This window comes from Pantoea trifolii (assembly GCF_024506435.1).
In the GTDB taxonomy this organism is placed as follows: Bacteria; Pseudomonadota; Gammaproteobacteria; order Enterobacterales; family Enterobacteriaceae; genus Pantoea; species Pantoea trifolii.
The window spans coordinates 2,576,413-2,603,048 of sequence record NZ_JANIET010000001.1 but is presented as its reverse complement, the minus strand read 5'-3'; the positions used below and the strand labels follow the sequence as shown (position 1 = coordinate 2,603,048).

The window sequence follows — 26,636 nt, the reverse complement described above, 5'->3', positions numbered from 1 at the left end:
CATGGCGATTGACGGACGTAACCTGCAAATTCTGGCCAACTACTGCGCGGCCGCCGCCGATGCGATGGCCTTCACCTTGATGCGCACCGCGCACTCCACTTTCGTCAAAGAGACGGAAGATTTTTCCTGCCAGATTGTCAGCCGCGACGGCCTGGCGTTTGCTTCACCGCGCAGCTTCGGCGCGCCCTGGTACAGCGGCATCGATTACGGCCCGGTGCTGGCACTGATCGATAGCTACGAGGAAGGTGATATCTGCATCACCAATGATTCCTACGCCGGTAACGTCGCCACGCACTCGCCGGATATCCATATCTGGAAGCCGGTGTTTCATGGCGGCGAGATTGTCTGCTTTGTGGTGGGACACATCCACAACACTGACGTCGGCGGCGCGGTACCTGCATCGTTATCGCGCTCGCTCACCGATATCGTGCAGGAAGGGATTCGCATTCCGCCGCTGAAAATCGTGCGCAATGGCGAGCTGAATGAGGAAGTGGCGCGCATCATGCGCCTCAACGTGCGCGCGCCGGAGCAGAACTGGGGCGACTTCAAAGCTCAGATCGCCTCGGTTAACGTCGGTGAACGTAAGATCCACGACATCATTGCGCGCTTTGGCGTCACCGATTTTCTGCAAGGCATTGAAGGCATTCTCGATTACGCCGAGGCGCAGGCGCGTAGCATCATCAACACCATTCCGGATGGTGAATACTTCTACGCCGATTTTGCCGACGAAGATGGTGAAGGCGGCTTCCCGTGCCGCGTGGCGATCACCTTGCGCGTCAGCGGCGACACGCTGGAGCTGGATTACACCGGCAGCGATCCGCAGCTGGCTTCGTCGCTGAACATGCCAACCGGCGGACGCGAGCGTCATCCGCTGGCGCTGGTTGGCGTGACGTATGTGCTGTCGACGCTGGATCGTAACCTGCTGCTCAACGCCGGCACTTTGCGGCCAACGCGCGCCATTCTGCCGCCGGGCACGGTGATGAACTGCGAAGCCCCGGCGGCGGTCGGCATGCGCTCGCTGACTTGCGCGCTGTCGCAAATCGCCACGCTCGGCGTATTTTCGCAGGCGATCCCCGATCGCTTACCGGCCAATTCGCCGGGCGGCAACTCGATCATGAACATCCGCACCACCGACAGCGCCAACCGCAGCGTGGTGGCCTCGCTCGGCCCAGTCGGCGGCGGGGCAGGTGGCACGCCCCGCCACGATGGCCCGGACGGATCGGGCGGGTTATCGGCGTTCCTGAAAAACACGCCGATTGAGATTAATGAAGCGGAAGTGCCAATCCATTTTCATCGCTACGGCTTAGCCGCCGACAGCGCCGGAGCCGGGCGTTTTCGCGGTGGTTTAGCCACCGAGATGGCGTTTGAAGTTTTTGCACCAAATACCACAGTGACGGCGCGCAACCGCAACCGTTCGGTGTTCGCCTCGGCGGGCGTGCTGGGCGGCGAATGTGGCGGCCTTTCGCACTTCCGCACGCTGCGTAACGGCACCACAATAGAGCACGGCAACACCGATGTCATTCACTGCCAGCCGGGCGATATCGTCGAAGTGCGCGGACCTGGCGCGGGTGGTTACGGTTTGCCGGTGGAGCGCGATGTGCAGCAGGTTTTACAGGATGTGCGCTGCGGGTTTGTCTCTGAGCAGGTGGCGCGCGACAGCTACGGCGTGGCGCTGTGCGATGGTGAGATTGATGAAGCTGCGACCGCGCGGCTGCGGGCTGAGATGCTATCTTCGGCGGCGCAGCATTTCGATCATGGAGCGGCGCGTACTGCGTTTGAAGCGGTTTGGACGCCGGAGCGCTATCGCGTGCTGACGGCATTTTTGGCCGCCGCGCCGGTGAGCTGGCGTCACTTCCTTAAGCAGCAGGTGTTTACGGCGGTAGCCGCAGACAGTGATGTGCCGATGGATGTCGTTTTCGCGGATCTCAGAGCGCGTTATTCGGTGTGAATGTTTAACCCGGTCGCCATAAATGGCGACCCTACGGAGATGTCACTCACATCATCTTCTCAATCTCACTAAACGGCACCGCGTGGCTAAACAAATACCCTTGCAGCTGATTGCAGCCCGCATCGGCCAGCGCGTTTTTCTGGCCTTCGGTTTCCACCCCTTCGGCGGTCACCGTCAATCCCATCGCGTGGCCCAGCCGCACCACCGATTCAACAATCGCGGTCGAGTTTTGCGCCACGCCCAGCGACTGGGTAAAGGATCGGTCGATTTTGATCTTGTCCACCGGGAAGGTGCTGAGGTAATTAAGGCTCGAATAGCCGGTACCAAAATCATCCAATGCAATGCGGAAACCGGCTTCGCGCAGCGCGATGATACTGTTGCGCGCCTCGTGTTCATCCTCAATCAGCACGCCTTCGGTGATCTCCAGCTCCATACGTTTCGGATCGGCGCCTTCTTCCTGCACGATATGGATGATGCGCTCGACAAAATTCACCGCGCGGAACTGCACCGGCGAGACGTTCACCGCCACCACAATATCCGGCAGCTTCAGCGCGGTTTTGCAGGCTTCGCGCAGCACCCATTCGCCGAGCGGAATGATCATGCCGGTCTCTTCGGCGATGGCGATGAAATCACCGGGCGAAACGTCGCCGCGCATGGCGTGATGCCAGCGCAACAGCGCTTCCAATCCCACCACATGCTGGCCGCTGATATCCATCAACGGCTGATACCACACCGCTAATCCTTCAAATTTCACCAGCGCCTGACGCAAATCCGCCGCCATCTGCTGGCGAGTGCGCAGCGATTCATCCATCACTTTCTCAAACTGGCGATACTGACCGCGCCCGTGATTCTTGGCGTCATACAGCGCGATGTCCGCTTTACGCATCAGCTCCATTCGATCAATGCCATCCTTCGGTGCCAGCGCCAGACCGACGCTCACGCCAATCCACAGCTCGCTACCGACCAGCTGATACGGTTCGCTCAGGCGGCTGATAATGCGTTTCGCCAGCGATTGCACCTGACCAATATTCTCCACATCCGGCATCACAATAATGAACTCGTCGCCGCCGATGCGCCCCACGGTATCGCTGGCGCGCACAATCTCGTTGAGTCGACGCGCCACCTCAATAATCAGTTCATCGCCAGCGTGATGGCCGTAGGTATCATTGATATTTTTGAAGCGATCGAGATCCAGCAGCAGCAGCGCCACGCGCTGATCGTGGCGTCCGGCCACCGCCAGCGCCTGGGTTAAGCGATCTTCCACCAGTGAACGATTCGGCAAACCGGTTAACACATCATGAAAGGCCAGATGCTGCGCCTGCGCTTCACTGGCACCGAGTTTCAGCAGCGACTGCGAAAGCTTAAGTGACGAGGTCCAGATGCGCCGCACCATCACCAAACACAGCAGAGTAATCAGCAGCACCGACAACAAAGTAGAAGGGCCAATAGTGCGCATCATCTGCGCGCCCGGTTTATCCGGATTCCAGCTGAGATAGCCGACCGGATCGCCCTGTTGTGAATTCAGCAGAAAGCGCGCTTTGGTTTCTCCGGCCGGTTCGCTGTCGCTGAAGTGCAGCTGGCGCAGTTGGCTGCGATCGGAAAGGTTGCGCAGATAGCCAGCATCAAGAAACTTAATGCTCACCAGACGATAGCGACCGGCCTGTTTGGTGCTGCTGATATCGCCCACCGCCAGCGCGGCAGCGCGTTGGCCGATGCGCACGAAATCGGCGTGATCGGTTGGGCCCGCCACCACATCGCTGTTTTGCACCAGCGGGCTGTTCAGCATGTCCTGCAAATAAGGACCGATGCGTTTGTCCGGCACCGGCTGGCCGTTGCGCCACACGTTGATCAGCTGGTTATCACGATCCAGCAGCACCACCAGCTGGTGATCAAACATGTCATACAGCCAGCCGCCGACATTTTGTGTCAGCCAGCTTTGGTCGGGATGCGGCGACGCCAGCTGATCGGCCAGCGGTGACCAGCGCGTCAGGCTGCGCAATTGGCGCAGATGTTCCGTCAGGCTCTGGGTGAACGAAGCCTCGATCATGCGCTGTTGCTGATCGCGCGCTTCGGTATTGGTTAATGATGTTCCCCAGAACAGACCCACGCCCGCGCCGACAAAGGTCAGTAGCAAAATCGCCATCAGCGGCATAATTACTTCACGAACAAAGTTGCGGCGAAAACCATCCGATAGTTTTATTGCGTTAATCATTTCAAGGTGGGCCTGACAAGAAGGGTTCATCTTTTAACTTAGCAGAACATCCACAGGCTGTATTCTGTCAGGCTGTTGAAATCGTGATGTAAATAAGCGGTAAATTTTTGAACACTGTCACAAACAGAACAGTTAAAAATAATTTATTAAAACCGCTGCCGTTTCGCTGCGATTCTGCTGCCCTAAAACAAATTCATCCGCCCGTCATTGAGCCGTCACGGCGCTGTCATCTGACATGCGCAATGTAATCGCCATCCCGCAGCAAGCCCGCTGCGTTCCTCAACCAATGCGAATGAGGTATTGAGCGTGATGGAGATATCCAGACATCCGACCACTGTGTATCAGGCCGTTGCTGCCCAACTGGAGCAGGCGCTGCAGGAGCGCTATCGCTGCGGCGACTATCTGCCTTCCGAGCAGCAGTTGGCCGATCACTACGAAGTGAATCGTCACACTTTGCGCCGCGCGGTTGACGAGCTGGTCAATAAAGGCCTGCTGCAACGGCGTCACGGCGTCGGCATTTTAGTGCTGATGCGTCCTTACGATTATCCGCTGCATGCGCAAGCCCGCTTCAGCCAGAACCTGATGGAGCAGGGCAGCCATCCTACCAGCGAACGTCTGCTGGCGGTGCTGCGTCCGGCGAGCAGCGATGTGGCCAGCGCGCTGGGCGTAAATGAAGGCGACAACGTCATTCACTTGCGCACGCTGCGCCGCGTCAATGGCGTGGCGGTGTGCGTCATCAATCACTTCCTGGCGGAACTCAGCTGGTGGCCGGCGTTGCAGCAGTTCCACAGCGGTTCGCTGCACGATTTTATGCAGCAGCAGCTCGGCCTGAGCCTGACGCGTAGCCAAACCCGCATCAGCACCCGTCGCGCGCAGGCCAAAGAGTGCAAGCAGCTGGAGATTGCGCTGCAGTCGCCGCTGCTGTGCGTACGCACCCTGAATAAACACCGCGACGGTCAGGTAGCGGAATACTCCGTCAGCCTGACGCGTGGCGACATGATTGAACTGACTCTGGAGCACGAATGACACAGCAAACAGCCCGCCAGCATTGGCTCTCGGTGCTGGCGCACAGCGATGCCAACCAGCTCGAGGCGCACTGGCAGCCGTTACGCCTCAACGCGGATTTTGAACGTATCCGTCCGGCAGAAACCGGCTTAACCCGTTTGCAGGCGCGTATGGGCGGCAGCGGCAAGCGCTTCGTGATGGGCGATGCCACGGTAACGCGCGCGGTAGTGAAACTGCACGACGGCACGCTCGGCTTTAGCTACGTGCTGGGGCGCGACAAAGCGCACGCTGAACGCTGCGCGCTGATTGATGCGCTGCTGCAACAGCCGGAAACCCAGGCGCTGTTGCAGGAAAAATTGATTGCCCCGCTGGCGGCACTGCGTGAAGAGCAGCGTCAGCTGCGCGCGCGTGAAATCGCCAGCTCCAAAGTGGATTTCTTTACGCTGGTTCGCGGAGATAACTGATGACTTTACTGGCAAGTTTTAACCATCCGGTGGCTGATGCCCAACGTGCCTTTCGCCGCATTCTCAAAGCGATGAGCGAGCCGGGCGTGATGGTGTCGCTGCCGCTGCAACAGGGCTGGGGCGATCTTTCGCCGGCGGCTACAGCGGTGCTGCTGACGCTGGTCGATCAGGAGAGCGCATTGTGGCTGGATAATCGCATTGATAACGACGTGGTGCGCAGCAACCTGCGTTTCCATACCGGCGTGCCGATTGTCGATGAGCGCGATGCCCCCTTTGCGCTGACGCACGCGGCGGCCAATCCCGATCCGGCGCTATTCGCCTCTGGCGACAATCTGTCCCCGGAAAAAAGCACCACGCTGATTGTGGAAGTGCCGTCACTGAGCGGCGGTTTAACGCTGCGTCTTTCTGGTCCCGGCTTACGTGAATCACGTGCCATTGCGCCGCAACTGCCGGAAGCGATTCTGCACTATCTGCGCGAGCGTCCGCATCCGTTCCCACAGGGCGTGGATCTGATTTTCACCTGCGGTGAAGTGATGATGGCGCTGCCACGCACCACCGACGTGGAGGTGTGCTGATGTACGTTGCGGTGAAAGGGGGCGAAAAGGCGATTGCCAGCGCCCATGAGCTGCAGGCCGATCTGCGCCGTGGCGATCGCGACGTCGCCGAACTGGGCTGCGATCAGGTCGCGCAACAGCTGGGTTTAGCGGTCGATCGCGTGATGACCGAAGGCGGCATCTACGATCCGCAGCTGGCGGCCTTAGCGATTAAACAGGCGAGTGGCGATCTGGTCGAAGCGATCTTCCTGCTGCGCGCCTATCGCACCACGCTGCCGCGCCTCGCCGACAGCCTGGCGCTAAAAACAGAGGAGATGCGCCTCGAACGCCGTATCTCCGCCGTCTACAAAGATCTGCCGGGCGGCCAGGTTCTCGGTCCAACCTACGATTACAGCCATCGTCTGCTTGATTTCACGCTGTTAGCAAACGGCGAAACGCCCGCCGCACCGCGTGACCATCAGGCGCTGCCCGAGCGCTGTCCGCACGTGTTCAGCATGATGACCGCAGAAGGATTAGCAGCACGCGAAGAGGATGACGGCAGCGAGCCGTGCGACATCACCCGCGAACCGCCGGGTTATCCGGCCACGCGTGCCGCACGCCTGCAACAGCTGGTGCGCGGCGACGAAGGTTTCTTGCTGGCGCTGGGCTACTCGACGCAGCGCGGCTACGGTCGCAACCATCCGTTCGCGGGCGAAATTCGTACCGGCTATCTCAGCGTCGCCATCTGCCCGGAAGAGCTGGGCTTTGAAATTGAGATTGGCGAAATCCTGCTGACCGAATGCGAGATGGTCAACGGCTTCACCACCGAAACTGACAGCGCACCGCACTTTACGCGCGGTTACGGCCTGGTGTTTGGTCGCTCCGAACGCAAAGCGATGGCGATGGCGCTGGTGGATCGCGCGTTGCAGGCGTCTGAGTACAACGAACGCATTGCCGGTCCGGCGCAGGACGAAGAGTTTGTGCTGTCGCATGCCGACAACGTGGAAGCGGCGGGCTTTGTCTCGCATCTGAAACTGCCGCACTACGTCGATTTCCAGGCGGAGCTTGAGCTGCTGAAACGGCTGCGCCAACAGCATCAGGAGCAGAACCATGAGTGAGTTAACCGGCTACAACAACGGTTATCTGGATGAGCAGACCAAACGCACCATCCGCCGCGCCATATTGAAAGCGGTGGCGATTCCCGGTTATCAGGTGCCGTTTGCCGGACGCGAAATGCCGATGCCGTACGGCTGGGGCACCGGCGGCATTCAGATCACCGCCAGCATCATTGGCGATGCCGATGTGCTCAAGGTGATCGATCAGGGCGCGGATGACACCACCAATGCGGTATCGATTCGCCGCTTCTTCCAGCGCGTCAGCGGCGCGGGCACCACCGAAGCGACCCGTGACGCCACGCTGATCCAGACGCGTCACCGCATTCCGGAAACGCCGCTCGAGGAAGACCAGATCCTGATTTTCCAGGTGCCAATCCCCGAGCCGCTGCGCTTTATCGAGCCGCGCGAGACCGAAACCCGCACCATGCACGCGCTGGAGGAGTACGGCATCATGCAGGTAAAACTGTATGAAGATATCGCCCGCTACGGCCACATCGCCACCACTTACGCTTATCCGGTGAAGGTCAACGATCGCTACGTGATGGATCCGTCGCCAATCCCCAAATTCGACAACCCGAAGATGCACATGATGCCGGCGCTGCAGCTGTTTGGTGCCGGGCGGGAAAAACGCATTTATGCGCTGCCGCCCTACACCAAAGTGGAAAGCCTCGACTTCGACGATCACCCGTTCAGCGTGCAGCAGTGGGAAGAACCCTGTGCGCTGTGCGGTTCGCGCCACAGCTACCTCGACGAGGTGGTGATGGATGACGCCGGTACGCGCATGTTTGTCTGCTCCGATACCGATTTTTGCCACCAGCAGCAGGAACAACAGCATGCACAGTGAACAACCGCTGCTTGCGGTCAACAATCTCACCCACCTTTATGCGCCCGGTAAAGGCTTTGAAGAGGTGAGTTTTGAGCTCTATCCCGGCGAAGTGCTAGGCATCGTGGGGGAATCCGGATCCGGTAAAACCACCTTGCTGCGCAGCCTGTCGGCACGCCTGGCGCCGCAGCACGGCAACATTCTCTATCGCGCCCAGGATCTCTATCAGCTGAGCGAGAGCGATCGCCGCCGCTTGCTGCGTACCGAATGGGGCGTGGTGCATCAGCATCCGCTCGACGGTTTGCGTCCGCAGGTGACAGCGGGCGGCAATATCGGCGAGCGCCTGATGGCGATAGGTCAGCGTCATTACGGCGATATCCGCAAAGAGGCGATGCGCTGGCTGCAGGATGTGGAGATCCCCGCCAATCGCATCGACGATCTGCCCACCACGTTCTCGGGCGGCATGCAGCAGCGTTTACAGATTGCGCGCAACCTGGTGACGCAGCCAACGCTGGTGTTTATGGATGAACCGACCGGCGGGCTGGATGTATCAGTGCAGGCGCGCCTGCTGGATCTGCTGCGCACGCTGGTGCGCGAGCTGAACCTGGCGGTGGTGATTGTGACGCACGATCTCGGCGTGGCGCGGTTGCTGGCACATCGCCTGCTGGTGATGAAGCAGGGCCGCGTGGTGGAGAGCGGGTTGACCGATCGGGTGCTGGACGATCCGCATCATCCCTATACCCAGCTGCTGGTTTCATCGGTGCTGAGTTGAGATGAACAAGGTCGCCATAAATGGCGACCCTACATATGGCACGTCGTAGGGGCGCCATTTATGGCGACCTTCTCCAAAACCATCAGGACATCACTATGCAACCTTTACTGCGCGTCGAGCATCTGAGCAAAACCTTTGTGCTGCACAACCAAAGCAGCGCTGCGCTGCCGGTATTGCAGGACGCCAATCTTGAAGTCAGCGGCGGCGAATGCGTGGTGCTGCATGGCCGCTCCGGCAGCGGAAAATCCACGCTGCTGCGTGCGCTGTACGGCAACTATCAGGCCAACAGCGGCCACATCTGGCTGCAACATCAGGGCGAATGGATCGACATGGCCAACGCCCCCGCGCGGCAGATTCTGGCGATTCGCTGTCACACCGTCGGCTGGGTCAGCCAGTTTTTGCGCGTCATTCCTCGCGTGCCGACGCTGGAGATCGTCATGCAGCCGCTGCTGGAGCGTGGCACCGAGCGCGCCTTCTGCGAGAAGCGCGCCAAAGAGCTGCTGACGCGCCTTAACGTGCCGGAGCGTTTGTGGTCGCTGGCGCCGTCCACCTTCTCGGGCGGCGAGCAGCAGCGCGTCAACATCGCGCGCGGTTTTATCGCCGACTATCCGGTGCTGCTGCTGGATGAGCCAACCGCCTCGCTCGACAGCGCCAACAGCGCCGCCGTAGTGGAACTGATTGAACAGGCGCGCGCCCGCGGTGCCGCCATTGTCGGTATTTTCCATGACGAAGCGGTGCGCGAACGCGTAGCCGATCGCCTGCACGTCATGCAGCCAATGAAAGCAGGAGCAGAAGCATGATCATTAATAACGTCCGGCTGGTGCTGGAGCAGGCCGTAGTGCCGGGTTCACTGGAGATTCGCGACGGGTGCATCGCCAGCTTTAGCGACAGCGTCAGCCAATTGCCGGGCGCGCTGGATGGCGAAAACGCCTTCCTGCTGCCGGGTTTGGTGGAGCTGCACACCGATAATCTCGACAAGTTCTTCACGCCACGCCCAAAAGTGGATTGGCCGGCGCACTCGGCGATGAGCAGCCACGATGCGCTGATGGTCGCCAGCGGCATCACCACGGTGCTGGATGCAATTGGCGTCGGCGACGTGCGCGATGGCGGGCATCGCATTGAAAACCTCAACAAGATGATTGAGGCGATTCAGGACAGCAATCGCAAAGGTATTAATCGCGCCGATCACCATTTGCATCTGCGCTGTGAGCTGCCGCATCACACCACGCTGCCACTGTTTGAAAAGCTGATGAACACGCCAGAACTGTCGCTGGTGTCACTGATGGATCACTCGCCGGGTCAGCGTCAGTACGCCTCGCTGGAGATGTATCGCACCTATTATCAAGGCAAATATCAGCTCAACGACGAGCAGATGGATCAGTTTGAGCGTGAGCAGCTGGCGCTGGCCGCCGAGTTCTCCACGCCGAATCGCAACGCCATCTCCAGTTTGTGCCGTTCGCGCGGTATTCCGCTCGCCAGCCACGACGACGCTACGGCGGCGCACGTGGCGGAATCTCATGACGTCGGCAGCGCCATCGCTGAATTCCCCACCACGCTGGAGGCGGCACGCGCCTCGCGTGAATGCGGCATGCAGGTGCTGATGGGCGCGCCCAACATCGTGCGCGGCGGTTCGCACTCCGGCAACGTGGCGGCGGCGGACCTCGCCAGCCACGGCCTGCTGGATATTCTCTCCTCCGACTACTATCCCGCCAGCTTGCTGGATGCGGTGTTCCGCCTGGTGGCCGATGAGCGCAACACGCTGACGCTGCCGCAGGCGGCTGCGCTGGTGACCAGAAATCCGGCGCGGGCGATTGGCCTGCACGATCGCGGCCGCATCGCCGAAGGGCTGCGTGCCGATCTGGTGCTGGCGCATACCGAACATGGTCATTCGCACATTCGTCACGTCTGGTCGCAAGGCAAGCAGGTGTTCTGATGGCGCGCCTGATCTGGCTTACCGGGCCTTCGGGCTCGGGAAAAGACAGCCTGCTGAACGCGCTGCGGGAAGCGCCGCCGGAGAATCTGCTGATCGCCCATCGCTACATCACGCGCGCCGCCGATGCGGGCGGCGAGAACCATGTGGCGCTGAGCGAGGCGGAATTCCGACGGCGCGAGGCGCTGGGGTTGTTCGCCGTGAGCTGGCAGGCGCACGGCATGCATTACGGGCTGGGCGAGGAGATCGATCTGTGGCTGGCGCGCGGGCTGAACGTGCTGGTTAACGGTTCACGCCTGCATCTGCCGATTGTGCAGCAGCATTACGGCACGCAGCTGCTGCCGCTGGTGTTGCAGGTTTCGCCAGCGGTGCTGGAGACGCGATTGCGACAGCGTGGGCGCGAGTCGGAAGCGGAGATCGAAAGACGGCTGGCGCGCGCCGCCGAACCGCTGCCCGCGCATTGTCATGCGCTGAATAACGATGGTGCGTTAAGCGACACGCTCGAGCATCTACGCCAGCTCATTGCCCCGTAGGGTCGCCATTCATGGCGACCTGGTGCATCGGTGTAATGAGGTCACCATAAATGGCGACCCTACGGCGGCGGCGGATGCTGTCACTGTTTAATCATTTTACTGTCATCAAGCTTTCATCCGCTTTGCCCGTAATAGCGGGCAATCAACACCTCAGAAGAGATGGAGTGCAACATGGCACAGGCATTACTGAAAACCGTGGTCGACAATCCTTACCCGCATGTTACAGGGCAGGGCAACAAGGTGTTGTCGGTGCAGGGATTGTGCAAAACCTACGGCGCCAATCAGGTGCTGGATAACGTCAGCTTCGATCTGCATGCGGGCGAGTTGGTGGCGGTGATTGGCCGCTCAGGCGCAGGCAAATCGACACTGTTACACATGCTGAACGGCACCATCAGTGCGTCGCAGGGCGCCATCCTCAGCAATCGCCACGGCGAAGTGGATCGCGATGTGGTGACGCTGAATAGCCGCCAGATGCGCGAGTGGCGCACCGAATGCGGCATGATCTTCCAGGACTTCTGTCTGGTGCCACGCCTCGATGTGCTGACCAACGTACTGCTCGGTCGTTTGAGCCAGACCTCGACGCTGAAATCGTTCTTCAAGGTCTTCTCCGAAACCGACCGCGCTCGCGCTATCGAACTGCTGCAGTGGATGAACATGCTGCCGCAGGCGCTGCAGCGTGCGGAAAACCTCTCCGGCGGCCAGATGCAGCGTGTGGCGATTTGTCGGGCGCTGATGCAGAACCCGCGCATTTTGCTGGCGGATGAACCCGTGGCGTCACTCGATCCGAAAAACACCAAACGCATCATGGATGTGCTGCGTCAGGTGAGCGAGCAGGGCATCAGCGTGATGGTAAACCTGCACTCCATCGAACTGGTTAAAAGCTACTGCACCCGCGTGATCGGCATTCAGCGCGGCAAAATCCTGTTCGATGGACATCCTTCCCAGTTGACCGACGGCCTGATGCATGAGCTGTACGGCGACGAAATTAACCAGCTCCACTAACTCCCACAGCAAGAGAAAACCTAAGAATGAAACTGACTTCTTTAGCTTTACTGACTATTGCGATGGCATTTGGCGCAAACGCAGCGGATGCACCAAAAGAGTTGAACCTCGGGATTCTTGGCGGCCAGAACGCCACGCAGCAGATTGGTGACAACCAGTGTGTGAAAGATTTCTTCGACAAAGAGTTGCAGGTGGATACCAAACTGCGCAACTCGTCTGACTATTCAGGCGTGATTCAGGGCTTGCTGGGTAACAAAATCGATCTGGTGCTGAGCATGTCGCCGGCTTCGTATGCCTCGGTTTACCTGCAAAACCCGAAAGCGGTGGATGTGGTGGGCATCGTGGTGGACGACAAAGACGGGTCTCAGGGTTATCACTCAGTGGTGATCGTTAAGGCTGACAGCCCATACAAAAAGCTGGAAGACCTGAAAGGCAAATCGTTCGGCATGGCCGATCCCGATTCAACCTCGGGCTTCCTGATGCCGAACCAGGCGTTCAAGAAAGAGTTCGGCGGCACGGTGGACGATAAGTACAACAACACCTTCTCCAGCGTCACCTTCTCCGGCGGCCACGAGCAGGACATCCTCGGCGTGCTGAACGGTCAGTTCGACGGCGCGGTGACCTGGACGTCGCTGATTGGCGACCGTGAAACCGGTTATACCTCGGGTGCCTTTGGCCGTTTGATTCGCATGGATCATCCTGACCTGATGAAGCAGATCCGCATCATCTGGCAGTCGCCGCTGATCCCGAACGGTCCGATTCTGGTGAGCAACAATCTGCCCGCTGACTTCAAAGCGAAGGTGGTGGCCACCATCAAGAAACTGGATAAAGAAGATCACGGCTGCTTTGTTAAAGCGGTTGGCGGTGCCCAGCACATCGGTCCAGCGACCGTGGCGGATTATCAGAACATCATCGATATGAAGCGTGATTTGATGAAGGGTACGCGCGGTTAATTTAGGTGGGGTGCTCGCTGTCCCCCATCCCGTCCTTCCCCCACAAGTGGGGGAAGGAGATGCTGCCACATGCAACTCCCAAACTCGCATTTTGCAGCATCTTCCTCCCCCATTAATGGGGGAGGACCGAGGAGGGGGACAGCGAGCACACTCCAGTCCCCAACCAACAGGAATCCCCCCTTGACCGATTTCGAACACTACTACCAACGCATCCGCCGCCAGCAAAAGCGCGACTCGCTGCTGTGGTCGCTGCTGTTGCTGGCGCTCTATCTGGCCGCGGGCAAGATGGCGGAATTTAACCTGCTCACCGTCTGGCAGTCGCTGCCACACTTTTTTGACTACATCGGCGAAACTATGCCGGTGCTGCATCTTTCACTGCTGTTCGCCGACGGCAAAACCGAGGGCTCGCTGGCCTATTGGGGCTATCGCTTACACTTCCAGCTGCCGCTGATCTGGGAAACCTTGCAGCTGGCGCTGTCGTCCACCATCGTGGCGGTGGCCGTGGCGGGCGTGCTGGCGTTTTTCGCCGCCGACAACACGCAAACGCCGCGCAGCCTGCGCGTGGCGATCCGCGCCTTTGTCGCCTTCCTGCGTACCATGCCGGAACTGGCGTGGGCGGTGATGTTCGTGATGGCGTTCGGCATTGGCGCTATTCCCGGCTTCCTCGCGCTGGCGCTGCACACTGTCGGCAGCCTGACCAAGCTGTTTTACGAAGCGATTGAGAGCGCCTCGGATAAACCGGTGCGCGGACTTGCGGCGTGCGGTGCCAGCAAACTGCAGCGCATGCGCTTTGCCTTCTGGCCGCAGGTCAAACCGACGTTTCTCTCCTACAGCTTTATGCGTCTGGAAATCAACTTCCGCTCCTCAACCATCCTTGGTTTGGTCGGCGCGGGCGGTATCGGGCAAGAGCTGATGACCAATATCAAACTCGATCGTTACGATCAGGTCAGCATCACGCTGTTGCTGATCATTGTGGTGGTGTCGCTGCTGGATACGCTGTCCGGCTGGCTGCGTCGCCGCGTAGTGGAAGGAGACACAGCATGATCGCCTTAGCGCCGGATGTCGCCAAACTCAAGCAGGAGCATGCCGCCCTGTTTGCCGCGCAGAACCGCTATCTGCGCCGCGTTGCGCTGGTGGCGCTTGCCATCGCGCTCTATTACCTGTTCTTCTTCGAGTTCTTTGGCATTGAGTGGAGCCGTTTTCTGATTGGCTGCCAGCAGCTCAGCCGCTATTTCCTGCGCATGTTTGTCTGGCAGGATTTCCTCAACTGGCCGTTTGGTTACTACTTCACGCAGGTCGGGATTACGCTGGCGATTGTGTTCTCCGGCACGCTAACCGCATCTTTAATTGCCTTGCCGGTCTCGTTCCTGGCGGCGCGAAACGTCATGCACGATCCGGTTACGCGACCGATTTCACTGGTGGTACGCCGCGTGCTGGATGTGCTGCGCGGCATCGACATGGCGATTTGGGGGCTGATCTTTGTGCGCGCCGTCGGCATGGGACCGCTGGCTGGCGTGCTGGCGATTGTGATGCAGGATGTCGGCTTGCTCGGCAAACTCTATGCCGAAGGGCACGAAGCGGTGGAGCGTTCACCGAGTCGCGGCCTCAGCGCGGTCGGCGCGAACAGCCTGCAAAAACATCGCTACGGCATTTTCACCCAGTCGTTCCCGACCTTCCTCGCGCTCAGCCTGTATCAGATAGAGTCCAACACCCGCTCCGCAGCGGTGCTGGGCTTTGTTGGCGCGGGTGGCGTGGGTCTGGTGTATGCCGAGAACATGCGCTTGTGGAACTGGGATGTGGTGATGTTCCTGACCCTGATTCTGGTGGCGGTGGTGATGATCATGGACATGGTCTCCAGCAAGCTGCGTAAACGTTACATCACGGGGAAAGGGGTGCCGTTGTGGCAGCCTGCCGCGCGCGACTAAGCCGTTCACTGCGCTGCCAGGCGCGCTCCAGCGCCTGCACCAGCTGCGCCTGATGCCAGGGTTTCGCCAGCCGCTCACACAGCGGCAGCGTCACCTGCGTCTGGCGCAGATCCTGACCGCTGATCAACACCGTCGCCAGATGTGGCCACTGCGCCTGCGCCTGGCGAATCACATCCGCGCCGTTGATGCCGCCCGGCAGCATCAAATCACTGATTAACAGATCGATATCCGGCGTCTGGCGCAGCAGCGTCAGCGCGCTTTCGCCGTCGCCACACTCCAGCGTCAGATAACCCAGCTGATGCAGATGTTCGCACAGCGTTTGTCGCACCGTCGGTTCATCATCCAGCACCAACACCAGCCGATCGTTGCTGGCCTGCGGCACCAGCGGCGGCGGCACGTTGAGCGGCTGTGCCGCTTCGGGCGCGCGCGGCAATAACAGCCGCACGGTGGTGCCTTGCCCCGGCGCGGTTTCCAGCTCGATCTGGCCGCCGGATTGACGCACAAAGCCATACACCATCGATAAGCCCAAACCGCTGCCGCTGCCGATCGCTTTGGTGGTGAAGAACGGCTCGAACACCTGTTCGCGCACCTCGGCCGACATGCCGCAGCCGTGATCGATTACTTCAATGGTGACGCGATCGCGCTTGCCGTCGGCTTCCTGTTTACGCTGATTCCAGATACGCAGGCGGATTTCGCCGCTCTGCTGCGTCATCGCATCGCGCGCGTTGACCACCAAATTGATCAGCGCATTCTCCAGCTGTCCGGCATCGATCCACGCTGGCCAGCCGGGACGTTGCGCATCGATCACCAGCTGCTGGCCGGGCAAAAGTGCGTGTTGCAGCAGCGAATGCAGATTATCCACCAGTTCCACCACCGACACCGCGCGCGGATAGAGCGCCTGTTTGCGCGAGAACGCCAGCAAACGCTGCGTCAGCTGCGCCGCGCGGTCGGCAGCCTGACGTGCACGATCGATACGGCTGGCGAGCGTGCCGGGCGGCAGCTGATCGACGGTTAACGCCAGGCTGCCGATGATCACCGCCAGCAGATTATTGAAGTCGTGCGCCAGTCCGCCGGTGAGCTGTCCAACCGCTTTCATCTTCTGGCTGTGCAGCAGCGCCTCTTCCAGCGCCTTGCGCGTGGTGCGCTCCAGCACGGTATTCACCATGCCGCGCCGTGGCACCGGGCTGAAACGCAGCTCCAGCGTGCGTCCATCCGCCAGCCGCACTTCCTGCGCATCGGCTAAGCCATTGAGCTCAACATCGACGCGTTTTAAAAGCTGTTGATAGTGCAAGCCGCGATGCAGTTCGCGCGGCGCAATGCCCAGCAGCTCGGCATATTGCGCATTCCACACCACCAGCTGGCCGCTGTTATCAAACAGCGCAAAGCCGTCGCGCATGGCGAGGAAGGTGGATTCCAGCTGGTTGCTTTTCTCTTTCAGCAGGCGCGAGGTGTGCGCCAGCGACGCGGTGTTGCGCGCAAACACGTTGAAGGCGCGCGCCAGATCGCCCAGCTCATCGCGCCGCGCCAGACCCGGCACGTTGACGCTCTTTTCCCCCTGCGCCAGCCGGGTCATGGCGTGCGCGATGGCGGTGAGACTCGAACCGAGATTGCGGTAGATGTAGTAACCGGCGTAACCGGTGATCAGCAGCGCCAGCAGCATAAACAGGCCGATAAAGCCGATGATCGAATCCAGCTCTTCATGGGTTACAGCGCTGCGGGCGTCGCTCTGCTGCGCCACCAGCTGCACGTAATGGGTGATGTCGTCGTTGAGCATCGCCACCAGCGCTTTGATGCGATAAGTGGCGTAGGCGATGGCGATATCACTCTGTTCCAGTTGCTGCGCCACCGGCTGCAAATCATTGCTGGTGGCGATCAGCCGCTGTACTTGCGTATTCAGCACGCCGTTGAGCCTTAACGCCCGCCACTGACTGAGCACCGATTGCAGCTGCTGCACTGCGGCCTGCGGCGCGCTGGATTGAATCGCCACGCTGAATAAGCTGTGGGTTTGCTGGCGCAGCGCGGTGGATGGGGAATCGGTGCGTGTTAGCAGGTCAATGCGATTGAGTAATAGCTGCGATTGCCACAGCCCGCTGAGCATGACGTTGCGCTGCAGATGGCGCTGATGTCCGGCGCGCAGCAATTGGTTGATGGTCTGTTCCAGCATCTGGCTGCGTTCGCGGATGCGCGTCAGCAGCTGCGGCTGTTGCGACGCCAGTGGCGCATTCGCCAGCAAGCTCAGCGACCGTTGCAGCTCCTGCTGCGTTTGCTGCAGGCGCGCCGATTCGCTCTGATACTCCAGCGCGCCGACCACCTGCGATAAACGCACCGCGGCGATCGCCACATTGGCGGTATCGCGCGCCAGCGCCAGGCTGCCGTTCATATCGGCCAGCGTTTGCGCCTGCGCCTGTTCCTGAATGTGACCTGCGTGGCGAAATCCAAAAATAGCCACCAGACTCACCGCCAGCGTCACCGACATCACCAGCAGATTAAACAGCAGCAGGCGACTGCGTGCGCCCGCGTGCCAGTGCAGACTGTGACTCATGGCTGCCACTCCTTACCGCTCAACTGCTGGCGAGTATAGAAGCGCGATCGGGGCGAAATATGACAAATATGAATGGCCGCTGACATTTTCCATTTATCTAAGGAGGCTTTACTCGCTGCAACCTTTGCCAGCAGGAGCCTCGTAATGGCGACAGCACCGATATTAGAAATGCGCGCGATCACCCGACGCTTCGGCAACTTCTATGCGCTGAAAGGCGTCGATCTCACGGTCTGGCCCGGTGAAGTGCATGCGCTGATGGGCGAAAACGGCGCAGGCAAAAGTACATTGATGAAAATTCTGGCCGGTGCTTATACCGCCAGCAGCGGGGAAATCCTTATCGACGGCCAGCCGTACACCATTAAAGGCCCAAAAGAGGCGTTGGCGGCGGGCATTACCCTGATTTATCAGGAGATCAATCTGGCACCGAATCTGACGGTGGCGGAGAACATCTTTCTCGGCAGTGAAATCACCCGCGCGGGTCTGGTGAAGCGTCGCCAGATGGCGGAAGAGGCGCAGCGAGTGATTGATCGTTTGGGCGCACAGTTCAGCGCCACCGATCTGGTTAGTCGCCTGAGCATTGCCGAGCAGCAGCAGGTGGAAATCGCCCGCGCGCTGCATCGCAACAGCCGCATTCTGGTGATGGATGAGCCGACTGCCGCACTCTCGAACCGTGAAACCGAGCAGCTGTTTGCGCTGATAAAACGTCTGCGCAGCGAAGGGATGGCGATCATCTACATCAGCCATCGCATGGCGGAGGTGTATGAGCTGTCGGATCGCGTTAGCGTGCTGCGCGACGGACAGTACGTCGGCAGCCTGACGCGCGAGCAGCTTAATGCCAGCGAGCTGGTGCGCATGATGGTCGGGCGTCCGCTCAGCGATCTGTTCAACAAAGACCGCAACATTCCGCTCGGCGACATCCGTCTCGCCGTCAATCACCTGTGCGACAAACACAAAGTGCATCCCAGCAGCCTGTCGGTGCGGGCCGGTGAGATCGTCGGTCTGGCGGGCCTGGTCGGCGCCGGGCGCAGCGAACTGGCACAGTTGATTTTTGGCGTGCATCAACCGAGCGGCGGCGAGATCTGGATCGACGGGGAAAAAGTGCAAATTCACTCGCCGCGCGACGCGATTGCGCGCGGCATCGGGTTTCTCACCGAGAACCGCAAAGAGCAGGGCTTGTTCCTCGAACTGGCGGCGCAGGACAACATTGTGATGGCCACGCTGGAGCGCGACGCCAGTTACGGCCTGCTCAATCGGCGCAAAGGACAGAAGATCGCCAGCGAGGCGATTGATGCGCTAAACATCCGCGTGCCGCATGCGCAGGTGCGCGCGGGCGGCTTATCCGGTGGCAATCAGCAGAAGCTGCTGATTTCACGCTGGGTGGCGATTGCGCCACGCATTCTGATTCTCGATGAGCCGACGCGCGGCGTCGATGTCGGCGCCAAGAGCGAAATCTACCGCATGATGCAGCAGATGGCGCAGCAGGGCGTGGCGATATTGATGATCTCCAGTGAGTTACCGGAAGTGGTGGGCATGAGCGATCGCGTCTATGTGATGCGGGAAGGCGCCATCGCCGGTGAGTTGAGTGGGGCAGAGATTAGCCAGGAAAACATTATGACACTGGCCACCGGCGCGCAGCCGGTTCAGGCCTGAGGAGAGCGCAATGACCAGTGAATCCGCACGCGTAAAAAGCCCAACCCTAAAGCGCGCGTTAATGAGTGACCTGCTGCAAACCGTCGGTATCTTGCCGATTCTGATCCTGATCGTGGCGGTATTTGGCTTTGTCACGCCGAACTTCTTCACCGAGGGCAATCTGCTCAACATTACGCGTCAGGCCTCAATCAACATCGTGCTGGCGGCGGGCATGACCTTTGTCATTCTCACCGGCGGCATCGATTTGTCGGTGGGATCGATGCTCGGTACCACAGCGGTAGTGGCGATGGTGGTGTCGCTCGATCCGGCGTTTGCATCACTGACGATTCCAGCGGCGTTAGGTGCCGGGCTGATTATGGGCTTGTTCAACGGCATTCTGGTGGCGTGGGCAGGGCTACCGCCCTTTATTGTCACGCTCGGCACCTACACCGCGATGCGCGGCGCGGCTTATCTGCTGGCGAACGGCACCACGGTAATCAACTCCGACATCAACTTTGAGTGGATAGGCAACGGCTATCTCGGGCCGGTGCCGTGGCTGATCATCATCGCCTTTGCCGTCATCGCGCTGTGCTGGTTCATTCTGCGTCGCACCACCTTAGGCGTGCACATTTATGCGGTTGGCGGCAACGTACAGGCGGCGCGCCTGACCGGCATCAAAGTCAGCGTGGTGCTGCTGTTTGTCTACGCCATGAGCGGTTTGCTGTCGGGGCTGGCCGGATTGATGAGCGCCTCGCGGCTCTACAGCGCTAATGGCAACCTCGGCGTCGGCTATGAGCTGGATGCGATAGCGGCGGTGATCCTCGGCGGCACCAGCTTTGTCGGCGGTATCGGCACCATCACCGGCACGCTGATTGGCGCGCTGATTATCGCCACGCTGAATAACGGCATGACGCTGATGGGCGTCTCCTATTTCTGGCAGTTAGTGATTAAGGGCGCGGTGATCATTATCGCGGTGTTGATCGATAAGTACCGGACGCGGCATCACGTGGGTTGAGTTATATCGTGCTTGCTGTCCCCCATCCCGGCCTTCCCCCCGCAAGCGGGGGAAGGAGACGTAGCCACATGCAGCTTCAGTACGAGCATATGGCAGCATCTTCCTCCCCCACTGGTGGGGGAGGACCGAGGAGGGGGACAGCAAGCACCCATCATAAAAACCAAAAAGCAGGAGAACATCGACTATGCGTTTTAATCCGATTCTAACCGGACTGCTGGCGGCTACGCTTCTGAGCGCGCCATTGGTGCAGGCCAAAGAGCTGAAATCCATTGGTGTGACCGTCGGCGATCTCGCCAACCCGTTCTTCGTGCAGATCACCAAAGGTGCGGAGCTGAAGGCGCGCGAGCTGGCGGGTGACAAGGTCAACGTAACGCTGGTCTCCAGCGGTTACGATCTTGGCCAGCAGGTGGGGCAGATTGATAACTTCATCGCCGCCAAAGTGGACATGATTATCCTCAACGCCGCTGATTCCAAAGGCATCGCACCCGCGGTTAAACGTGCGCGTGATGCCGGGATTGTGGTGGTGGCAGTCGACGTGGCGGCAGACGGCGCTAACGCCACGATCACCTCCGATAACACCGCCGCCGGTGCCATGGCGTGTAAATACATCTCCGATCGCCTGAAAGCCAAAGGCAACGTGGTCATCATCAACGGACCGCCGGTTTCTGCGGTGCAGAACCGTGTGGAAGGCTGCATGAACGAGCTGAAAACCCATCCGGACATCAAGTTGCTCTCCTACAACCAGAACGCCAAAGGCAGCCGTGAAGGTGGCCTCGAAGTGATGACCGGCCTGCTGTCGGCTAATCCGAAGATTGATGCGGTGTTCGCGATTAACGACCCAACCGCGATTGGTGCCGATCTGGCGGCGAAACAGGCGCAGCGCAATGAGTTCTTTATTGTCGGCGTCGATGGATCGCCAGACGGTGAAGAGGCGCTGAAACGCAAAGGCTCGCTGTTCGTGGCCACGCCTGCGCAAGACCCGCAGGTGATGGCGGCGAAAGCGGTGGAGATCGGCTATGACATCCTGCAGGGCAAACCCGCGCCAGATAAGCCGGTGCTGATTCCGGTGACGATGATCGATCGTAACAGCGTTAGCAGTTACAAGGGCTGGACGGTGAAATAATTGCGGGTTCCCTCACCCTAACCCTCTCCCATCAATGGGAGAGGGGATAGTTAGGTTTGCTCGGTCAGCTCCCTCGCCCGCTTGCGGGAGAGGGCTGGGGTGAGGGCCAGCGAGTAAAGGAGGAGACGATGCAACGCTCTGAAGTGAATGCGATCCTACAACGTACCCGCGAATTCTTTATGCGCCAGGATGTGCATCTGCCGCCGTGGGCCGATTACGGCCTCAGCCAGTGGCGCGCGCTCGATAAACATGATGCCGATGAACTGCTGGCGCTGCACCTCGGCTGGGATGTCACCAGCTTCGGCGCTGACGATTTCAATCAAACCGGTTTAACCCTGTTCACTTTGCGCAACGGTTCGCGCGGTGGCCAGCCGTGGGCCAAACCCTACGCCGAAAAGATCATGCACGTGCGCGAAGGGCAGGTCACGCCGATGCATTATCACCCGCAAAAGATGGAAGACATTATCAATCGCGGCGGCGGCAATCTGATCGTTACGCTGCATAACCGCGCAGGCAATCAGCTGGCCGAGACGGCGGTCAACGTCACGTTGGATGGCATTCGGCAAACCCACGCCGCCGGTTCGCAGCTGCGTTTATCGCCGGGCGAAAGCGTCACTTTGCTGCCGGGCATCTGGCACAGCTTTTGGGGTGAAGAGGGTTACGGCGATGTACTGGTGGGCGAAGTCTCAATGCCCAACGACGACGAACACGACAACGTGTTTCTTACCCCGCTGGCACGCTTCAATCCGCTTGATGAAGATGAAGAACCGCGCTGGCTGCTGTGTAACGAATATCACCGCTGGCTGGCCTAAAGGAGCCTGATATGGCACTGATTTCCCTGGCGCAGGGTTTGGCCCATGCGCAACAGAACGGCTACGCGCTCGGCGCGTTTAACGTCCTCGATACCCATTTTCTGCGCGCGCTTTATCAGGCGGCTGAGCGGCAGCGCTCGCCATTTATCATTAGCATCGCCGAAGTGCATTTTAAGTATGTCAACCTCGAACATCTGGTCGCCGCCGTGCGCACCGAAGCGGCGCTGCACGATATTCCGGTGGTGCTGCATCTCGATCACGGCCTGCATTTTGAGGCGGTGATGCAGGCGATTCGTCTTGGCTTTACCTCGGTCATGTTCGATGGCTCGACGCTCAGCTACGAGGAAAACGTCCGCCAGACGCGCGAAGTGGTGAAGATGTGCCACGCGCTCGGCGTTTCGGTGGAAGCCGAACTGGGTGCGGTGGGCGGCGATGAAGGCGGGGCGCTGTTTGGCGAGGCCGACAGCGATAAATTTACCGATCCGGCGCAGGCCGCTGATTTTGTGCACGCCACCGGCATTGATTGTCTGGCGGTAGCAATTGGCAATGCACACGGCAAATACAAAGGCGAACCCAAACTCGACTTTGACCGGCTGGCAGCGATTCGCTCGACCGCTGGCATTCCGCTGGTGCTGCATGGCGGTTCCGGCATTAGCGATGCGGACTTCCGCCGCGCCGTTAGCCTCGGCATCAATAAAATCAACTTTTACACCGGCATGTCGCAGGCGGCGCTCGGGGCGATTGAAGCGCAGATCACTCAGCGCGATGCACGCTACGACGCCTTTGCCGAATTGCTGATGGCCGTGGAGCGTGACATCGCCAACGTGGTGGCGCAGCAGATGCAGGTGTTCGGCAGCGCCGGGAGGGCCTGACAGCATGGTGCGTAACGGAATCATCGGTGCCGGCAGCATGCTGGTGGATCACGTGCAGCGCATCAGCCACTGGCCGGAACAGGGCTGGCTGACGGAGATTCAGCACAGCGAGAAGTGCAGCGGCGGCGCGGCGCTCAACGTGCTGTTTACCCTGGCGCGTATGCAGCTGAATTTGCCGCTGGCGGGCGTCGGCATGGTGGGCGAGGACAGCGACGGCGACTTCATCCTGCAACTGCTGGACGATCATCACATCGACCGCCAGTTTGTGCAGCGCACCGCAGGCATCAACACGGCGATGACGCAGGTGATGACTACGCCGGACGGCCAGCGCACCTTCTTCCATGCTCGCGGTGCCAATGGCAAGCTCGATTTGGCGCATTTCGCCGACGTCTCCACATCCCATCGCATATTCCATCTTGGTTATTTGCTGCTGCTGGATAGCCTTGATGTGCCGGACGAGGAATACGGCACGCGCAGCGCACGATTGCTGGCGCAGATGCAGCAGCGCGGCTATCTCACCTCACTCGATTTGGTGTCGCGCGTGGGCGAATATCGCCCGCTGGTGGTGCCCGCGCTGCGCTGGCTCGATTATTTGGTGATCAACGAACTGGAGGCGCAATCGCTCACCGGCATCAGTTTGCGCACCCCGCAAGGGCTTGCCGCGCCTTCAGCGTTTGCCGAGGCGGCGACCTGGCTACTGCAGCAAGGCGTACGTCAGCGGGTGGTGATTCACGCACCGGAAGGGGCGTGGGGCCAGCAAGCAGAAGGCGAAGGGCGTTGGCAGCCCGCGTGGTGTTTAGCGCCGGAAGAGATCGTGGGTAGCGTTGGCGCGGGCGATGCGTTTTGCGCCGGTGTGCTTTATGCCAGCCACGAAGGCTGGTCGCTGACGGAAACGCTGAAGCTGGCGCACACCTGCGCCTGTTTTAATCTGCATGCCGCCAACGCGCTGGACGGTACGCGGCCATTAGCCGAGATGCAGCGCTGGATGGATCAGGCGATTTGCGTTTCACGCGCCGAAGAGGCAGGACGCATCACATCGGCGGAGAAAACATAGCCGAGACCGCGAATGGTGCGGATCAGGCTCGGTTGATGCGGGTTGCTTTCGATCTTGCGTCGTAGCCGCATAATCAGCACATCAATGGTGCGATCAAACACCTCGAGGCTTTCGCTGTGCGTCAGTTCGAGCAGTTGATCGCGGGTTAATACTTTGCGCGCATGCGCCACCAGCGCACGCAGTAGCGTGTATTCACCTTGCGTCAGCGGCACGCTTTCGCGCTGTGGATTGAACAGCTGACAGCGCGCATCGTCCAGCCGCCAGCCGTTAAATTGCCAGCCTTCATCCGGCAACGCTTCCGGCTGCGCCAGTCGTCCGCAGCGACGCAGTGCAGCGCGCGCTCGTGCCACCACCACGCGTGGGTTGAAAGGCTTGGCGATGTAATCATCCGCGCCCATCTCCAGTCCCACCACCATATCCGCTTCCGAGCCCATGCCGGTCAACATGATCACCAGCAGATCGGGACGCTGCCGCTGCATTTGCTGTAGCACCAGCAAGCCGTTGGTGTCTGGCAGCATCATATCCAGCATCACCAGCGAAATTTCCGGATGTAGCGCCAGCAGAGCCAGCGCATCTTTACCCTGATGGCAGCAATAAACGGTAAACACATGTTCATTCAACACATCGTGCAGCAATTCGCACACTGCACGATCATCATCGACCACCAAAATCGCGGGCTTCATGGATGCGCCTCTTTTGTTACGAAAGGGTTAAATGCAGTGTAACCCGATGTTTTTTAGCTGCAGATTCAAGCAACAGAAACGTGAGCGCCATCGCCTGGCAGAGTGCGGAAGCGTGCAGTGCCGCACTCTTTTTGCCAAACAATCGCAACGAGGGAAAACGATTGCGCGGCGCTGGTGCAATGCACCATAATCGCGCCTCATTCTGGTTCGGAATTATCCTAAGCGAAGCATTATTCGGAAACGTAATCGATTGCGTAGGGTGATGGCATAGCTATTGCTATGAGGACAGGGGAAGGTTAAACGCCTTGCGTCCAATACAACAATAAGTCTGTAAACCACATTGGCAAGGAGCGCGCGCATTCGTGCCGACTCCGCTCATGAGAGATGATGATGTTAGAAAAACTCTTCAAATTAAAAGCGCACAACACAACGGTTCGCACAGAAATCATTGCGGGTATCACTACCTTCCTGGCAATGGCTTACATCCTGTTTGTTAACCCGAGCATTCTCGGTGCAACCGGCATGGATAAAGGTGCGGTCTTCGTGGCGACCTGTCTGGCTGCGGCGATTGGCTGTGTGTTAATGGGCTTGATCGCTAACTATCCGATTGCACTCGCACCGGGCATGGGCCTCAACGCCTTCTTTACCTATACCGTGGTTCTGCATATGGGTTACACGTGGCAAGTCGCGCTGGGCGCGGTGTTCTTGTCGGCGGTGATCTTCTTTGCCATGTCGCTTTTCAAAATTCGTGAGTGGATTATTAACAGCATTCCGCTGCCACTGCGTGCCGGTATTGGTGCCGGTATCGGCCTGTTCCTGGCGATCATCGCGCTGGAAGGCGCGGGCATCGTGGTGGATAACCCAGCTACGCTGGTTGGCCTGGGCGACCTGACCAAACCGGGCCCGCTGCTGGCGCTGCTCGGCTTCTTCATCATTGTGGTGCTGGAAGCGCGTCGCGTTACCGGCGCGGTGCTGATCGGTATTTTGGTGGTGACCTTTATTTCCATGGGCATTGGCCTGACGCCGTTTGGCGGCGTGTTCTCAGCTCCGCCCTCTATCGCGCCAACCTTTATGCAGCTGGATATCGCGGGTGCGTTTAACGTTGGCCTGGTCAGCGTGATCTTCGCCTTCCTGTTCGTGGACGTGTTCGATAACACCGGCACCTTGCTAGGTGTGACCAAGCGTGCTGGACTGGCGGATGAGCAGGGCAACGTGCCGAAAATGGGTCGTGCGTTGATCGCAGATAGCGCCGCCGCGCTGTTTGGCTCGCTGCTCGGTACGTCAACCACCACCAGCTATGTGGAATCTGCTGCGGGCGTCAGCGCCGGTGGCCGTACCGGTTTGACAGCAATTGTGGTGGCGATTCTGTTCCTGCTGAGCCTGTTCTTCTCGCCGCTGGCGGGCAGCGTACCGGTTTATGCCACTGCGCCAGCGCTGCTGTTTGTTGCGGTGCTGATGGCATCTGGTCTGGCTGATATTGACTGGAAAGACATCACCACCGCCGCGCCGGTTACCGTGACAGCGCTGACCATGCCGCTGACCTACTCAATCGCCAACGGTATTGCCTTCGGATTCATCACCTGGACAGTGGTGAAACTGCTGAGCGGTCGCACCAAAGAGGTCAACCCGGCGCTGATCATTCTGTCGATTCTGTTTGTCATCAAACTGGGCTGGCTGAGCGCGTAAATCTT

24 protein-coding genes are annotated in these 26,636 nt (G+C 59.6%); 21 read left to right on the top strand and 3 right to left on the bottom strand.

The window, feature by feature from the left end:
- Position 1: 1 nt before the first annotated feature.
- Positions 2–1,948 carry a hydantoinase B/oxoprolinase family protein gene (locus tag NQH49_RS12150; protein ID WP_256696786.1) on the top strand — a complete coding sequence of 649 codons (1,947 nt, stop codon included), beginning with the start codon at positions 2–4 and terminating at the stop codon, positions 1,946–1,948.
- Positions 1,949–1,994: 46 nt separating this feature from the next.
- Here the strand turns inward: NQH49_RS12150 and NQH49_RS12145 are convergent, their stop codons facing one another.
- Positions 1,995–4,160: a bifunctional diguanylate cyclase/phosphodiesterase gene (locus tag NQH49_RS12145; protein ID WP_256696785.1), complete on the bottom strand. Its 2,166-nt coding sequence runs from the start codon at positions 4,158–4,160 to the stop codon at positions 1,995–1,997.
- 309 nt (positions 4,161–4,469) lie between these two features.
- Between NQH49_RS12145 and phnF the strand changes: the two genes are divergently transcribed.
- The 13 genes from phnF (at position 4,470) to phnE (NQH49_RS12080) (ending at position 15,215) form a co-directional block, all read left to right on the top strand.
- Positions 4,470–5,186 carry a phosphonate metabolism transcriptional regulator PhnF gene (phnF, locus tag NQH49_RS12140; RefSeq protein ID WP_256696784.1) on the top strand — a complete coding sequence of 239 codons (717 nt, stop codon included), beginning with the start codon at positions 4,470–4,472 and terminating at the stop codon, positions 5,184–5,186.
- Positions 5,183–5,629: a phosphonate C-P lyase system protein PhnG gene (gene phnG / locus NQH49_RS12135; RefSeq protein ID WP_008105514.1), complete on the top strand. Its 447-nt coding sequence runs from the start codon at positions 5,183–5,185 to the stop codon at positions 5,627–5,629. Before phnF ends, phnG begins: the two co-directional genes overlap by 4 nt.
- Positions 5,629–6,204 carry a phosphonate C-P lyase system protein PhnH gene (gene phnH, locus NQH49_RS12130; RefSeq protein WP_256696782.1) on the top strand — a complete coding sequence of 192 codons (576 nt, stop codon included), beginning with the start codon at positions 5,629–5,631 and terminating at the stop codon, positions 6,202–6,204. The genes phnG and phnH overlap by 1 nt, the downstream gene beginning before the upstream one ends.
- Entirely contained in the window at positions 6,204–7,280 is a 1,077-nt protein-coding gene (locus NQH49_RS12125; protein ID WP_256696781.1) for a carbon-phosphorus lyase complex subunit, read from the top strand. The genes phnH and NQH49_RS12125 overlap by 1 nt, the downstream gene beginning before the upstream one ends.
- Entirely contained in the window at positions 7,273–8,121 is an 849-nt protein-coding gene (locus NQH49_RS12120) for an alpha-D-ribose 1-methylphosphonate 5-phosphate C-P-lyase PhnJ (protein WP_256696780.1), read from the top strand. The genes NQH49_RS12125 and NQH49_RS12120 overlap by 8 nt, the downstream gene beginning before the upstream one ends.
- The gene (gene phnK / locus NQH49_RS12115; protein WP_256696779.1) at positions 8,111–8,872 is read left to right on the top strand and encodes a phosphonate C-P lyase system protein PhnK; all 762 of its coding nucleotides are present in this window, start codon (positions 8,111–8,113) and stop codon (positions 8,870–8,872) included. The genes NQH49_RS12120 and phnK overlap by 11 nt, the downstream gene beginning before the upstream one ends.
- Positions 8,873–8,967: 95 nt before the next feature.
- Positions 8,968–9,672, top strand: coding sequence for a phosphonate C-P lyase system protein PhnL (gene phnL / locus NQH49_RS12110; protein ID WP_008105503.1), 705 nt, complete (start codon positions 8,968–8,970; stop codon positions 9,670–9,672).
- Positions 9,669–10,805: an alpha-D-ribose 1-methylphosphonate 5-triphosphate diphosphatase gene (phnM, locus tag NQH49_RS12105; RefSeq protein ID WP_256696778.1), complete on the top strand. Its 1,137-nt coding sequence runs from the start codon at positions 9,669–9,671 to the stop codon at positions 10,803–10,805. Before phnL ends, phnM begins: the two co-directional genes overlap by 4 nt.
- The gene (gene phnN, locus NQH49_RS12100) at positions 10,805–11,335 is read left to right on the top strand and encodes a ribose 1,5-bisphosphokinase (protein WP_256696777.1); all 531 of its coding nucleotides are present in this window, start codon (positions 10,805–10,807) and stop codon (positions 11,333–11,335) included. The genes phnM and phnN overlap by 1 nt, the downstream gene beginning before the upstream one ends.
- 171 nt (positions 11,336–11,506) lie before the next feature.
- Positions 11,507–12,337 carry a phosphonate ABC transporter ATP-binding protein gene (phnC, locus tag NQH49_RS12095; protein WP_061717640.1) on the top strand — a complete coding sequence of 277 codons (831 nt, stop codon included), beginning with the start codon at positions 11,507–11,509 and terminating at the stop codon, positions 12,335–12,337.
- 26 nt (positions 12,338–12,363) lie between these two features.
- Positions 12,364–13,290 (top strand): phosphonate ABC transporter substrate-binding protein, encoded by a 927-nt coding sequence (gene phnD / locus NQH49_RS12090; RefSeq protein WP_256696776.1) that lies wholly within the window; start codon positions 12,364–12,366, stop codon positions 13,288–13,290.
- A gap of 180 nt (positions 13,291–13,470) precedes the next feature.
- The gene (phnE, locus tag NQH49_RS12085) at positions 13,471–14,334 is read left to right on the top strand and encodes a phosphonate ABC transporter, permease protein PhnE (protein ID WP_256696775.1); all 864 of its coding nucleotides are present in this window, start codon (positions 13,471–13,473) and stop codon (positions 14,332–14,334) included.
- A complete protein-coding gene (gene phnE, locus NQH49_RS12080; protein ID WP_154181652.1) occupies positions 14,331–15,215 on the top strand; it encodes a phosphonate ABC transporter, permease protein PhnE in 885 nt (294 codons plus the stop codon). The genes phnE (NQH49_RS12085) and phnE (NQH49_RS12080) overlap by 4 nt, the downstream gene beginning before the upstream one ends.
- On the opposite strand, the gene NQH49_RS12075 is transcribed toward phnE (NQH49_RS12080), so the two are convergent.
- Positions 15,169–17,757 carry an ATP-binding protein gene (locus tag NQH49_RS12075; RefSeq protein WP_256696774.1) on the bottom strand — a complete coding sequence of 863 codons (2,589 nt, stop codon included), beginning with the start codon at positions 17,755–17,757 and terminating at the stop codon, positions 15,169–15,171. The genes phnE (NQH49_RS12080) and NQH49_RS12075 overlap by 47 nt on opposite strands.
- Before the next feature lie 144 nt (positions 17,758–17,901).
- On the opposite strand from NQH49_RS12075, the gene NQH49_RS12070 reads away from it, so the two are divergent.
- From NQH49_RS12070 to NQH49_RS12045, 6 genes are all read left to right on the top strand, one after another.
- Positions 17,902–19,407, top strand: a complete 1,506-nt coding sequence (locus tag NQH49_RS12070; RefSeq protein ID WP_256696773.1) for a sugar ABC transporter ATP-binding protein — start codon at positions 17,902–17,904, stop codon at positions 19,405–19,407.
- A 10-nt stretch (positions 19,408–19,417) separates the two neighbouring features.
- Positions 19,418–20,401, top strand: a complete 984-nt coding sequence (locus tag NQH49_RS12065; protein WP_008105488.1) for an ABC transporter permease subunit — start codon at positions 19,418–19,420, stop codon at positions 20,399–20,401.
- Between the two features lie 184 nt (positions 20,402–20,585).
- On the top strand, positions 20,586–21,524 hold the full coding sequence (locus NQH49_RS12060; protein ID WP_008105486.1) for an ABC transporter substrate-binding protein: 939 nt from the start codon (positions 20,586–20,588) through the stop codon (positions 21,522–21,524).
- Between the two features lie 128 nt (positions 21,525–21,652).
- On the top strand, positions 21,653–22,336 hold the full coding sequence (locus NQH49_RS12055; protein WP_061717633.1) for a D-lyxose/D-mannose isomerase: 684 nt from the start codon (positions 21,653–21,655) through the stop codon (positions 22,334–22,336).
- An 11-nt stretch (positions 22,337–22,347) separates the two neighbouring features.
- Positions 22,348–23,208: a ketose 1,6-bisphosphate aldolase gene (locus NQH49_RS12050; protein WP_256696772.1), complete on the top strand. Its 861-nt coding sequence runs from the start codon at positions 22,348–22,350 to the stop codon at positions 23,206–23,208.
- A 4-nt stretch (positions 23,209–23,212) separates the two neighbouring features.
- Positions 23,213–24,262 carry a carbohydrate kinase family protein gene (locus NQH49_RS12045; protein ID WP_256696771.1) on the top strand — a complete coding sequence of 350 codons (1,050 nt, stop codon included), beginning with the start codon at positions 23,213–23,215 and terminating at the stop codon, positions 24,260–24,262.
- On the opposite strand, the gene NQH49_RS12040 is transcribed toward NQH49_RS12045, so the two are convergent.
- Positions 24,199–24,945 (bottom strand): response regulator, encoded by a 747-nt coding sequence (locus NQH49_RS12040; protein WP_061717630.1) that lies wholly within the window; start codon positions 24,943–24,945, stop codon positions 24,199–24,201. The two genes, NQH49_RS12045 and NQH49_RS12040, sit on opposite strands and share 64 nt — an antisense overlap.
- A 387-nt stretch (positions 24,946–25,332) precedes the next feature.
- On the opposite strand from NQH49_RS12040, the gene NQH49_RS12035 reads away from it, so the two are divergent.
- Positions 25,333–26,631 carry an NCS2 family permease gene (locus NQH49_RS12035; protein WP_008105472.1) on the top strand — a complete coding sequence of 433 codons (1,299 nt, stop codon included), beginning with the start codon at positions 25,333–25,335 and terminating at the stop codon, positions 26,629–26,631.
- Positions 26,632–26,636: the final 5 nt, after the last annotated feature.